The following is a 12,435-nucleotide window of genomic DNA, read 5'->3' as shown; positions in this document are numbered from 1 at the left end:
CCGGCTAGGCCTTGATCCATGGCGGCATCATGAACTTGGCCGTGCCGTAAGGCGCCGGCGCGATCAGGCCGGGACCCTTGGTGTAGTCCTGGATCTGCAGGAATTGATGCGGCATGCCGAGCGATGAATCGTTGACCTGGGTCGGATAGGTGTAGGCGGCGTTTTCGAGCGGCATGAAACGGGTCGTGCCGGTGACGCCGCGCCATATCATCGTGCTCATCCGGGCCGCGACCTTGCGGTTCTGGTCGTTGTTGCCGGGTTCGCCCGTGCCGCCGGCAAGCGCCGCGGCAGTCGCCCAGACATAGGCGCCGTCATAGGGCTGCGCGCCGGAATTGTGGCCTGCGTTCGGGCCGAACTTTTCCTTGTAGCGCTTCTCGAAGGCGGTGCCGATCTCGTCCTGCAGTGCGCCGACGACGGTCGCGTAGATGATGCCGTTGGCCGCCTGCTTGGCGATATCGCGGAAGGCCGGGATCGACGGGCCGTATTGCATATAGACCAGGCTCGGCGTCGGGTTGGAGGCGAACTGCAGCGCGAACTGCCCGAGATCGGCAGGCAGGAAGTGGGTGATGCAGATCACCGCTGGCGGATCCTGGCGGATCTTGGCCAGCGTCGGTCCCCATTCCGAAGCGGGCACGCTGACGGTCTCGAACAGGCTTATGTCCCAACCATAGCTCTTGGCCTGTTCCTTGACGGCGTTGGCGATGTTGGAGGCATAGACGCCGGCCGACAGGATCACCGCCATCTTGTTGTTCTTGCGCTTCCACTCGCCGTTCTCCTCCAGTCCCTGCAGGAACTTCAGGAAGCCGGGACCGTACCAGTATTCGGCCGGATCGCCCTGGAACGAGCCCCAGTAGCGGTCCGGGTTGGACTTCACCAGATTGTTGTGGCCGATCGTGGTGTCGTAGTGGACGTAGATGATGCCGTTGTCGGCGGCGACCTCCTGGATCGCGGCGCCCGAGCCGATATTGTAGCCGTTGAGGATGGCGTGCACGCCATGCCGGTCGACGAGGCGCTGCGCCGCCTGCACGTTGGTGGCGTCGCCCATCTGCCCGGTGTCCTCGAAGGACGGTTCGAGCGGCCGGCCGAGGATGCCGCCCAGCGCGTTGATCTCCTCGCAAGCGAGCGTCAGGCCGTTCTTGAACTCGATCCCGTCGGGCGCGGCGAAGTCGGTGGTCGGCCCGCACTGGCCGACCGGGATCGGGTCGCCTTCGGCGCGCGCCTCGTTGTTCATCGCAAGCAGCATGGCCGGCATGCCGGTCAGCGTCGCGGCGGTCGCAAGTCCGCCCTTGATCAGGAAGTTGCGGCGAGAGCCGGCAATCACATTCGGCGTGGTGAGTTTCGAACTGCGCTTCATCTCGATTCCCCTTATAGGTTTTTGTCAGTTTATGTTTTTGACCAGTTCGGCCGCCTGGTCGATGATCGCCGTCTGATGCGGCTGCGCCGACATTCCACCCCATTGTCCCATCAGCTGATCCCACGGGTCCTCGACGCCCGTGCGGTGCCCGCAAAGCTCCTCGATCACGGCCAGGCCGCAGTAGGGCACGTACATTTCGGAGTAGCCGCCCTCATGCGTCATAACCAGGCGCCCGCCGCACAGCTCGCGCGCCGCGTCGAGCAGCATGCGCGCCAGCCTGCGGTAGCCGCTGGAATTCATCAGCATGCGCCCCATCGGATCGACGCCGGAAGCGTCGAAGCCCGAGGGCACCACGATCAGCTCCGGCTTGAAGCGCGTCAGCGCCGGGATCACCACCCGCTCGAACGCCGCGGCGTAAGCGCCGGGACCAGACCCCGGGGGCAGCGGCACGTTGATGTTGAAGCCCTTGCCCTTGCCCTCGCCATTTTCGGCGATCGCGCCGGAATTGGCCGGGAACAGATTGTCCTGATGCAGCGAGATCGAAAGCACGCTCGGATCGTCGTAGAAGATCGCCTGCGTGCCGTTGCCGTGATGCACGTCCCAGTCGACGGTCGCGATGCGGGTGAGGCCGTGCAGCTGCTGCGCATGGCGGATGGCGATCGCCGCATTCGAGAACAGGCAGAAGCCCATGCCGACATCGGCGGTGGCGTGATGGCCTGGCGGACGGATCAGCGCATAGGCGTTGTCCACCTGGCCCGTGATGACGGCCTCCATCGCCTTGATGGCGCCGCCGGCTGCCAGGAGTGCGATTTCATAGCTGCCGGCGCCGAGCGGCGTCAGCGAGCTGGCGTCGCCATAACCACGGTCGCTGATCTCCCTGATCCTAGCGATATGCGCCGGCGTGTGGACCCGCGACAGTTCCTCGACAGTGGCGCGCCGCGGCTTGATGGCGACCAGATGATCGAGGATGCCGCTCACTTCCAACAGGTTGCGCAGGCGACGCTTGGTCTCGGGATTTTCGGCATGGGTGCCGGGCTGAACCGTCAGGCTCGGCGGAAAGACCTGGTTCCAGTTCCAGGTGTTGTGCCAAAGATAAAGTTCGTGAAAAACGAAACCCGTCGCCATGCGGCTCCCACCCAGCGTATTTCGACCGGATGATGGCCCGCTACATGAGCGCTGTCCCGACACCTTCGGGTAATGGGTGGTCTTTTTGAGCCCACCCTTTCGGGTGGTTAGAGCAATTCCAGGAAAAGTGGACGGTTTTCCGTACGGAATTGCGTAAAATTAAAGAGATAGAGCGGTTCACCGTTTCCGTGAAACGGTGAACCGCTCTAGCCCGCCAATTGCCGCTCCGTGGCGGCGTCGAGCCCGATTTCCTTCAGCTTGAGGACGGCTTCCGTGCGGCTTGAGACGCCGAGCTTGCCGAATATGTTCTTCAGATGCCATTTCACGGTGTCGGGCGCCATGGACAGCGTCTCGGCCAACTGGCGGTTTGTGTAGGCACGCAGAAGCAGGGCGGCGACATCGGTTTCCTTGCTGCTCAGCATCTGCTTCCTGCCGGCGATTGCAATCGGGCGCGCGCGTTCGGGCGCGGTCTTGCCCAGCTCGCGCAGAAGCGTGTCGACAAAGGTGGCAGTGCTGGAATTGCGCGACCAGGCCGGAATTCGTGCCCGGGCGAATTCGAGCACCTCGCGCATCGGCAAGCCCTCATCGATCAGCGAGCGCAATGCGTTCTGTGGCAGCGCCAGGGTGACGACGTCGACCGCCGCCGCCAGCGCCAGCAGCGTTTCGCCCGCGCTGTGCGCGGCGATCGCGACAAGTGCCCGCACCTGCATGAAGCCGCGCAGGCGGCCATCGCGCCGCATGCGTTCGGCGATACGGTCGAGCACGGCGATGGCCTTCGCCGGGTGGCCCTCGGCGATCAGCACGCGCGCGGCGCCGATATGGGCATATTCGTCGAGCGGATGGATTGGCGCGGGCCGGCTTTCGGCCGAAGGCTCGATGCCGCGCGAGCGCAGCGCCAGTCGCGCGGCGCGGACGTCGCCGCGCGACAACAGCAGCCGCACCCGCTCGTTCAGCGCGGCGGCCGTCAGCCGGCGGTAGCGCTTTTCGATGCCCAGCCGTTCGGCGCGTTCGAGGAAGACGATGGCCTCGTCATGCCGCCCATGCGCGGCGGAGAGCCGCGCCAGATGCAGCTTGCACGCCATCTCGTGCACGACGAGCCCGCATTCCTCGATGACCTGCCGGTGCTGGTGCAGGATGCGCTCGGCACCCTGCAGGTCGTTCCATTCATAGGCGAGCTCGACATGGAAGATCGCCGTCATCGCCTCCGTGTAGGAACCGGACCCGAGGCGCTCGCGGGCCAGCCGGCATGCGCGGTCGAGCAGCTGGTGGGCCTCGGCAAGGTTGCCGGCGGAGATCTCGACCAACCCCAGCAACAGGTCGCAATAGACGATGCCGAAGACGGAATTGGCGGCCGCGTGATGGTCGCGCGCCGCGAGGCTGCGCAGCCGCGCGGCGTCCAGCTCGCCGAGCGAATAGTGGCTGAAGGCGCAGATATTGGCGAGCGTGCCGCGCGCGAAAGGCTCGTCTTCGGGGAAGTCCGCCAGCCAGCGCGAGGCGACGCGGATCGCGGTGCGGGAGCGGTCGGTGGCGCTGATGACGCCGGCCGTCAGCGTCTGCAATTCGGCCTTGAGCGAGCGGGTGGTCGCGCGGTCGATCTCGCCGCGCTCGGAAAGCTGCCCGACCAGGATTTTGGCCTGTTTGAGGATGCGGACCGCCTGGCGCGGCCGGCTCATGTGGAACTGCGCCCAGACACGTGCAAGCAGCAGGCGAGGGCGGGCGGCGATGAGGTCCGGGGGAAGCTGGTTCAGCCACTCGGTCAGCTTGGGGATGTGGCCCTGCATGGTGAGCGGCATGGCGCATTCCTCAACCAGGCGCGCCGCATGGTCGGCATCGCCGCTGGCAAGCGCGTGGTCGACCGCGTCGGAGATATGGCCCCGGGCCGCCAGCCAGGCAGCGGCGGCGCGATGCAGGTCCCTGCGTGCCTCCGGCGCCCAGGCATCCAGCCTGTCGCGCAGGAATTCGGAGAACAGGTGGTGATAGCGGAACCATTGTCCCGTGGAATCGAGCGCGATCAGGAAAAGGTTCGAGTGCTCGATGGTCGCCAGTGCGGCGGCGCAGTCCCGTCCGGGACAGACCGCCTCGACAAGGCCCAGGCAGAAGCGGTCGAGGATCGAGGTCCTGAGCAGGAAATCCTGGATTTCGGGCGCCTGCCGGGCGAGCACGTCGTGGGTCAGGAACATCGCCACGTCGCGCTGGCTGCCGGAAAATTCGGCAATGAAGGCTTCTCGTGAGCCCTCATGCGCCAGCGCCAATGCGGCCAGCTGCAGGCCGGCCGGCCAGCCTTCGGTCTTGTGGTGGAGCGCCACCACGGCCGAGACGGCGAGGTCGAGGCCGCAGACATTGGCAAGATAGTCCTCGGTCTCCTCGAGCGAAAAGCGCAGGTCGCTGTCGCCGAGGCTGACGACATGTCCCTTCATCTTCATATGGGCGAGCTCGAGCGGCAGCTCGCCTCGGGTTGCGAGCACGATGCGCAAGGCCGGGGGCGCATAGGCGACCAGCATGTTGATGCAGGCGGCGATCTCGCCGGAGACGAGCAGATGAGCGTCGTCGAGAACGAGGTAGATCGGCGCGGCCCGGCGCGACAATTGGTTGATGATGGCGGTGAGGATGGAATCGACCGGCGTCACCGGGCTGGAGTCGATCAGCGATTCCGCGTTGCCGGCAATATCGGGGTCGACGCGGTGGAAGGCGGCGGCAAGATATTTGAGGAAGCGGGCGAGATCATTGTCCAGCCGGTCGATCGACAGCCAGGCGACCTCGGCGATGCCGCCGGATATGCCGGCCGCCCATTGCGAGAGCAGGGTCGATTTGCCGAAACCGGCAGGCGACGTCACCACCGTCAGCTTACCCGCCGTCGCGGCGTCCAGCGTGCGCAGCAGCCGCGGCCTCCGGACCAGGGCGTCGCGCAAATGAGGCGGCTGGAGCTTCGTCTCTATCAGCATCTGGTTCTCGGTTGCTGCTTTCGGCGCTTTTAATAAACGCGCGGTGCGGCGCGGAGGCAATGGTCGGGCTGGGAGCACGTCGATGATCGCGATCCGGTTCGTTGTTGCGAATCCGTTCTGTCGTTGCGGTGCCGAAGCCCATGCGGTAATCTCAGGCGGATTGGACGATACGCATGCATCCTGTCGTTAGTGCAAGGGTTCCATCCTGCCTGGGCGGATTGTGAACTCTTTAACAGACCTCCGCGTCGCAAGCTGCATTCTTGTGGCCGACAGGTCATAGCGGTTAAGGATTTTGCCATGCTGCGACGCTGCGCGCTGATTGCAGCCTTGATCCTCGTGGGCCTCACGACGGTGCAGGCGCATGCCGATCGAAGGGTTGCGCTTGTCATCGGCAATTCCGAATACCGCGAGATCCCGGCCCTCAAGAATCCCGACAAGGATGCGGAAGACGTGTCGAACACGTTCCGGCTGGCCGGCTTCGATGTGTTCGTCGCCAAGGATCTGACCAAGCTCCAGTTCGAGAAGGAATTCCGCAATTATCTCGCGGCGGCGGACGGCGCCGATCTTGCGGTCGTCTATTATTCGGGACACGGCTTTCAGATTGGCGGCGAGAATTTCCTGATCCCGGTCGATGCGTCGCTCAAGGCTGCGGCCGACATCGAGGTCCAGGCGGTCAAGCTCGACGATGTCCTGCAGCAATTGCGCACCAAATCGAAGATCCAGGTGATCATCCTCGATGCCTGCCGCAACAACCCGTTCCCGCGCAAGGATTACTGGCTGCGCGACCAGTTGATCGCGGCCGGCGGCACCGGCCTTGCGCAGGTGAAAAGTTCGCTGAACACGCTGATAGCCTTCGCCACCGAGCCCGGCGCGGTCGCCTATGACGGCTCCGGCGAGCTCAGTCCGTTTTCATCCGCCTTCTCCCGCCGCGCCCTGGCGCCGAACCAGGAGATACGCTCGGTGATGGCGGCCGTCCGCCGCGATGTGGTCGAAGCCACCAAGGGCGCGCAGGTTCCTTGGGAGAACTCCTCGCTGATCGACGAGGTGGTGCTGATGCGCCGCGCCAATCGGCCGGCTTTGCCGCCGGTGCTGGAGAAGACCGTGCCGTCCGGCGTCGGACCGGTCGCGCTCGACCTGCCGGTGCCGGTCGATGTCGACGGCGGCGCCGTCAGCATCAGCATCGAAAGGCCGCCGGCCCTGGGGCGCCTGATCCTGGACGGCAAGCCGGTCGCAACGGGCGAGCCGATAGAGGGCAAGGATCTGCCGCGGCTTCAGATGGATGTGCCGAAGGGCGCCGACGCCGAGGATCAGGTCGATATGCTGGCCTATGCGACGCACGACGAATGGGGCGGCGGATCGCAGGGCATCCTGGTGTTCCGGGTCAAGAATGGCGATGGCGCCGCGGGCAAGCAGCTTGTGGCCTCGCTGGAGTCCGAGCAGAAGCAGGAGGTGGTGGAGCGGGGCATCCACATCGCCGGCGCCGCCGAAGCGATCGACAACCGCGACGTCAAGATACCTGTCGGCGTCGGCCCTGTGCCCCTGAAACTGGATGTCCCGACCAAGGATCCCGGCGTCAGCCTGAAGCTCGCGAGCTATCCGGCAACCGGAACGCTGTCCCTGCCGGATCGCACCTTGTCGCCGCAATCGAGCCTGATGGCCGATGAAGTCGATAAACTGCGCTACGAACCGCAGATAGGCGCCGCAAAACCGTTGATCGTCGGCTTCGACATCATAGCCGACAACACACCGTCAAAGCCGGCGACGATGAAGCTGTCGCCGAGCGTCGATCCTTGCGACACGCGGGCCGGCGAACCTTTGGACCTGCAGGGCGTCGTCCCCGGCCTGTTGCCGAACGAGATCGGCGCGGGAGCCGTGGAGGCCTGCCAGGCGGCGGTGAAGGCTTATCCCGATGTCGCGCGCTTCCATTACGAGCTAGGGCGCGCTCTGCTCGCCGCCGGCAAGGTCGACGAGGCGAAGAAGGCGATCGAGGAGGCCGCCGACAAGGGACATGTCCGCGCGGTGTTCGAGCTTGGCTACCTCAACGCGACCGGGGCGGGTATGCCCGCCAACCGCAAGCAGGCCAACACCTTCTACGCGGCGGCGTCCGACAAGGGCGACCCCTATGGCATGACCTCATGGGGCCGCGCCTTGTTCAACGGCTACGGCGTCGACCGCGATACCGGCAAGGGGCTTGACCTGCTGCTCAGGGCGGCGGCCATGGGCCATACCTATGCGATGAACGATCTTGCCGCGATCTTCACCGAAGGCCGCAACGGCGTGCCGGCCGATCCGGCGCGCGCCGTGGCCTTTCTCAGGGCCGGCGTGGAGCGGCAGGATATGTATTCGATGAACCTGCTCGGCCGCAATTATCTCGCCGGCACGGGGGTCGAGAAGGATCCCAAGACCGCGCTCTCGCTGTTTCAGAAATCGATGGATCTCGGCCAGCCCTATGCCCCTGGCAGCCTTGCACGCATGTACAGGGACGGCGTCGGCGTGCAGCAGGATTTGGCTGAAGCGCAAAGGCTGTTCGAGCTGGCGACCGACCGCGGCGATCAGTCGGCCGCGTATGATCGCGCGGCGCTGGAGATGCAAAGGGGCGACAAAGCCGACCAGGCGGTGGCCGCGCGCTATCTTGCTTTCGCGGCCGCGCTCGATCTTCGCAACGAAATTCCGGACGCAAGGACCACGCTGACGAAATTCGGGGCGAAGGCGAAGACAGCGGCTCTGAAACAGATGCGTGGGGAACTCAAATCGAAGATTTCGGCGGACGGCTCATTGGACGATCAACTGGTCAAGACGGCCAGGGCGGTCTGGGAACAAGCCAATCCGCGCCGAGACTTGTTCTGATCAACAGGAGGCACTGTCGTGGGCTGGGCATCGAAACACGCAATCGTCGCAACAATCCTATCCGGTGCTCTCGCGGTCGCAGGCTGCACGACCGTGACGCCCAGGGTCGAGCCGGCTCCGGCGGCGAAGCACAGGACGAAGGTCGTTCGCACGACGACCGCGCCAAAAGTCGTCGAGCGCAAGAAGGTCACCGCCAAGAAACTGATCAAGCCCGTTCAGACGGAAACCGCGCCTGTCATTGCACCGTTGGGCGGAGGAGGCGGCAGCGGGGGTAACGGGGGCAGCGGGGGCAGCGGTGGCGGCGGAGGAGGCGGTTGGGGATGAGCATTCGATAGCCGCGGCCGGCCATTTACCAGGCCCGCCGTAACCGCTCGCCAAGCAAGGGCAAGTGCTCTATGCTCCGGTCACGTGCCGGTATCGAGATCGGGTTGTCCTGGCGGGGGCGTTCCATGTTCGAAGTCGTCGCATTCTGGCGAAAAATGCTAACCAAGGCTGCGGCTTTTGGCTTGATCGTTGCCGCGCTGCTGGTCTTCGGATCGCAGGCTGCGAGCGCCGCGCCCAACTGGACGCTCGATCCGTCCGCTTCGGTGCTCACCTACCAGTCGGTCAAGAAGAACACGATCGTCGAGACCAACAAGATCAGGAACATCACCGGCACGCTGAGTTCCGCCGGCGATGCCAAGATCAGCTTCGACCTCAATTCCGTCGACACGGGCGTCGACCTGCGCAATGTCCGCATGCGCTTCCTGTTTTTCGAGACCTTCACCTATCCGACGGCCGAGGTGACAGCGAAGGTGGACCTGGCGGTGTTCGCCGATCTGCCGACCAAGCGCCGGGTGAAGACGACATTGCCGTTCCGCCTCAGCCTGCATGGCGTCGACAAGGATCTAGAGGCAAGCGTCGTCGTCACCATGATCAGCGATACCCAGGTTTCCGTCGCTTCGGAGGCGCCCGTCGCGGTCCATGTCGAGGATTTCGGGCTCTTGCCCAACATCGACAAATTGCAGCAGGCCGCCAACGTGACCAACATCGTGCCGACCGCTTCGGTATCCTTCGATTTCGTCTTCACCGCCGACGGCGGCAAGCCGGCCGCCGTGCAGACCGTCGCGGCCAGCACCGCCGAGGTCGGCCCCGTCGCCACCGATGCCGCGAAAGCCAATTTCAGCGACGAGGAGTGCCTCAACCGGTTTGCCGTGCTCTCGCGCACCGGCGCCATCTATTTCCGTCAGGCGAGCGCAAGGCTCGACGCGAAGAGCCGCCCGCTGCTGGCTGAGGTGGAAGGTGTCGTCGGCAAATGCCCTGCCCTCAAGGTCGAGGTGTCCGGCTACACCGATTCCGACGGATCGCCCGAGGCGAACAAGGCGCTCTCCGAACGGCGCGCCCAGGCGGTCGCCGATGCTTTGGTTGCGGACGGCGTCCCGCGCAACCAGCTCAGCTCGGCCGGCTATGGCGAGGACAAGCCTGTCGCCGCCAACGACACGCCCAAGAACAAGGCGCTCAACCGGCGGATCGAATTCTCCGCAAGCAAGCTCGCCAATTGAGGTGGCGGTGAGCTCCGCTCCGATCGCCTTTTGCGGTGGTCTGCTTCGCGCCGCTGGACTTGCGGTGCTGGCCTTGCTCCTGACGTTGACGGCCGCGAACGCCGAGCGGCGGATTGCGCTGGTGCTCGGCAACTCGCAGTACCAGCACGCGGCGCCGCTCCTCAATCCGGCGCGGGATGCGCAGGCCATGGCCGAGCGGCTCAAGGACCTCGGCTTCGAGGTGGTCTCCGGCTTCGACCTCACCAAGCAACAGACACAGGCTACGGTCGCGCAGTTCGCCAAGCAGGTGCGGGGCGCCGACATCGCGCTTTTCTTCTATGCCGGCCATGGCCTGCAGGTGTCCGGCAAGAATTATTTGCTTCCCGTCGATGCCGCGCTCGAGGACGAGACCTCGCTCGATTTCGAGGCCGTCTCGGTCGATTTCATCTTGCGCCAGATGTCGCGCGAGACGAGCATAAGACTGGTTTTCCTAGACGCATGCCGGGACAACCCGCTCGCCGAGGTGCTGGCGAAGACCGCCGGCATCAAAGGCGCAAGCAGCGGCCTTGCCGAAATCCCGATCGAGAATGGCGGCGCCGGCACGCTGGTCGCCTTCGCCGCCAGCCCGAACCAGCTTGCCTATGACGGGTCGGGCGACCACTCGCCCTTCACCACGGCGCTGCTCCAGCATGTCGGCGAATCCAACGTCTCCATCACCGAAGCGATGAACAGGGTGACCAGCGACGTCTTCAAGGCCACCGCCGGCAAGCAGCGCCCCTGGATCAACGTCTCGCTGACCACCGAGGTCGTCCTGCACAGGGTCGATCTCAATGCGCCGCTGATCGTCGGCGAGGCAAGCGCGCCGCAGGCCGAAGCGGGCTCCGAGACGCGCAACACCGGCACCGGCCAGACCGACGACCAGCTTGCGCTCAATGCGCTGCGCGAAAAGATTCCGAAGCTGGCGACGGACGGCCCGATCCTTTTCGATCGCCCGGTCAAGTTCGGCGACCCCGCGATCGACGGCAAGAGCATAGCCCAATTAATCAAGGGGAAACCGCTTTTCAGTCCGGTCGAAGGCCTCGACAAGTCGGTCTGGCAAGGCAAGCACTGCGACGGCTGCCACGAGTGGAACGAGACCCGCCTGTGCGAGCAGGCGAAGAATTTCGCCGCCAACGACGTCTCCGTCCTGCGCCTGCAACATCCGCTTGGTACCCGCTTCAAGGTCGCTTTGGCCAGGTGGGCGCAAGGCGGCTGCCAGTGAGCCCGGAAACCCCCTAATACGCGTCGACAGATTGCCGCTGGGCCTCCATCTCCACCATCTGGATGCCCATTTCGACGAAGGCGGAAAGCACGCCAAAGCGGTCCGCGGTCGAGACGCGCGCCAGCCCCGCCAGGATCCCAGCGTTGACGGCGTGGGCGGCGGGAAATCCGGTCGATAGCATGTCGAAGGCCGGGTCACGCCATGCCGCCGACAGCGCGATCCATGCAGCCGGCGTCGCTGGCGACGGATCGACGGCACTGCTGAGCGCCGCTCGATGGCGGGGATTGCCGGGCTCGCCGACCCAATCGTTGACGAGCGCCAGCAATTCGAGGTCCCTATCGGCAAGGAGTTCTGAGAGATGGCTCAGGCATTCATGCCCCCACCAGACCGCGGCGCGATCGGGCAGGAGATAGGCGCAGAACGTGACGGCCTCCTCCGGCACGCGTCCGGCGAGCAGGGCGCGGCAGAATTCCAGCGGGGGTTGGTTGGCGGCAGGCAATTTCATGTCCCGGGCGATCGCGGGACAGGCAAGAAACAGATCCCTTGCGGTTCTGTATCCGAGTTCGTTGGCCATGGCTGCCACACCCCGAGAGCCAGCTGACAAGCACTCAAGCCTTTAGGCGAGAGCCGGTCAAGCCTTAGCTTCTAGCAGGTGGCGGCCGTTGGCAACGTGCGCTTGGTCACAGACAATCGTTTCAAGATTTGATATGGTCCGCGCCAGCGAAACCCGCTCAAACAGGAGAGACGGTCATGCGGTGGGGCAGCTCAGCCTTGGCATTGGCGACCGTGCTTTTTTCAACGCACGTTTACGCCGATCCGCTTCAGAAATCGGAAGACATCGTAAAATACTTCGCCGGCCAGGGTAATCTTGGCGCGTCACGCGGCATCTGCGTCGGCACCGAGGAAGAGTGCAAGAGCAAGGCCGAGAAGAACGAGGCGCCGCCTCAAAAGGCCGGTCTCGACATGATGATCAATTTTGCCCTGGATTCGGCCCAGCTCGACCAGACCGCGCGCACGGAACTGGACGAGTTCGCCAAGGCGCTGAAGGACAACCGGCTGAGCACGTTCAGCTTCGTCGTCGAAGGTCACACCGACGCGACCGGTACGGATCGCTACAACCAGGACCTGTCGCAGCGAAGGGCGCAATCGGTGGCGGCCTTCCTGGCGGCGAACGGCGTTCAATCTACCCGGCTCGAGCCGATCGGCCTGGGCAAGTCGCATCCGCGCGTCGCCAATCCCTACGATCCGGTCAACCGCCGGGTGGAAATGCGGATCAGGACGCAATAGGGCGGCCGGCCCAGGCCAGTCAGCTCATAGCGAATTGCCGATGCGGGCGCTGCCGACAGGCTAGCTCTCATCTTCGATCGGTTCTTGAGTGCACCGCCC

8 protein-coding genes are annotated in these 12,435 nt (G+C 64.8%); 4 read left to right on the top strand and 4 right to left on the bottom strand.

Features of this window, described 5'->3' with window-relative positions:
• Positions 1-4: 4 nt before the first annotated feature.
• The 3 genes from FJ430_RS30815 to FJ430_RS30805 all read right to left on the bottom strand — a co-directional run bounded on the left by FJ430_RS30815 (position 5) and on the right by FJ430_RS30805 (position 5,421).
• On the bottom strand, positions 5-1,354 hold the full coding sequence (locus FJ430_RS30815) for an ABC transporter substrate-binding protein (protein ID WP_226892012.1): 1,350 nt from the start codon (positions 1,352-1,354) through the stop codon (positions 5-7).
• A gap of 24 nt (positions 1,355-1,378) precedes the next feature.
• Positions 1,379-2,479, bottom strand: coding sequence for a class II histone deacetylase (locus tag FJ430_RS30810; protein WP_140706211.1), 1,101 nt, complete (start codon positions 2,477-2,479; stop codon positions 1,379-1,381).
• A gap of 206 nt (positions 2,480-2,685) precedes the next feature.
• Positions 2,686-5,421: a LuxR C-terminal-related transcriptional regulator gene (locus tag FJ430_RS30805; protein WP_140706209.1), complete on the bottom strand. Its 2,736-nt coding sequence runs from the start codon at positions 5,419-5,421 to the stop codon at positions 2,686-2,688.
• Positions 5,422-5,718: 297 nt separating this feature from the next.
• Here FJ430_RS30805 and FJ430_RS30800 point away from each other — a divergent pair, with 297 nt between their 5' ends.
• From FJ430_RS30800 to FJ430_RS30790, 3 genes are all read left to right on the top strand, one after another.
• The gene (locus FJ430_RS30800; protein ID WP_140706207.1) at positions 5,719-8,268 is read left to right on the top strand and encodes a caspase family protein; all 2,550 of its coding nucleotides are present in this window, start codon (positions 5,719-5,721) and stop codon (positions 8,266-8,268) included.
• Positions 8,269-8,717: 449 nt separating this feature from the next.
• Complete coding sequence (locus FJ430_RS30795; protein WP_140706205.1) at positions 8,718-9,809, top strand: OmpA family protein; 1,092 nt, start codon at positions 8,718-8,720, stop codon at positions 9,807-9,809.
• Between the two features lie 7 nt (positions 9,810-9,816).
• Positions 9,817-11,049, top strand: coding sequence for a caspase family protein (locus FJ430_RS30790; RefSeq protein ID WP_226892004.1), 1,233 nt, complete (start codon positions 9,817-9,819; stop codon positions 11,047-11,049).
• 13 nt (positions 11,050-11,062) lie between these two features.
• Here the strand turns inward: FJ430_RS30790 and FJ430_RS30785 are convergent, their stop codons facing one another.
• Positions 11,063-11,623: a DUF6931 family protein gene (locus FJ430_RS30785; RefSeq protein ID WP_226892002.1), complete on the bottom strand. Its 561-nt coding sequence runs from the start codon at positions 11,621-11,623 to the stop codon at positions 11,063-11,065.
• Positions 11,624-11,799: 176 nt separating this feature from the next.
• Here FJ430_RS30785 and FJ430_RS30780 point away from each other — a divergent pair, with 176 nt between their 5' ends.
• Positions 11,800-12,336 (top strand): OmpA family protein, encoded by a 537-nt coding sequence (locus FJ430_RS30780; RefSeq protein ID WP_181166824.1) that lies wholly within the window; start codon positions 11,800-11,802, stop codon positions 12,334-12,336.
• The last annotated feature ends 99 nt before the right edge of the window (positions 12,337-12,435 follow it).

The sequence above is a fragment of the Mesorhizobium sp. B2-8-5 genome (genome assembly GCF_006440675.2).
GTDB lineage: Bacteria > Pseudomonadota > Alphaproteobacteria > Rhizobiales > Rhizobiaceae > Mesorhizobium.
Note: the sequence above shows the minus strand (reverse complement) of the source record. Positions and strands in the feature narration are given on the sequence as shown.

Bases quoted from the DNA above. Each gene is read 5' to 3' on its own strand.
- FJ430_RS30815 (WP_226892012.1), bottom strand. From the start codon at position 1,354: ATGAAGCGCAGTTCGAAACTCACCACGCCGAATGTGATTGCCGGCTCT.
- FJ430_RS30810 (WP_140706211.1), bottom strand. From the start codon at position 2,479: ATGGCGACGGGTTTCGTTTTTCACGAACTTTATCTTTGGCACAACACC.
- FJ430_RS30805 (WP_140706209.1), bottom strand. From the start codon at position 5,421: ATGCTGATAGAGACGAAGCTCCAGCCGCCTCATTTGCGCGACGCCCTG.
- FJ430_RS30800 (WP_140706207.1), top strand. From the start codon at position 5,719: ATGCTGCGACGCTGCGCGCTGATTGCAGCCTTGATCCTCGTGGGCCTC.
- FJ430_RS30795 (WP_140706205.1), top strand. From the start codon at position 8,718: ATGTTCGAAGTCGTCGCATTCTGGCGAAAAATGCTAACCAAGGCTGCG.
- FJ430_RS30785 (WP_226892002.1), bottom strand. From the start codon at position 11,623: ATGGCCAACGAACTCGGATACAGAACCGCAAGGGATCTGTTTCTTGCC.
- FJ430_RS30780 (WP_181166824.1), top strand. From the start codon at position 11,800: ATGCGGTGGGGCAGCTCAGCCTTGGCATTGGCGACCGTGCTTTTTTCA.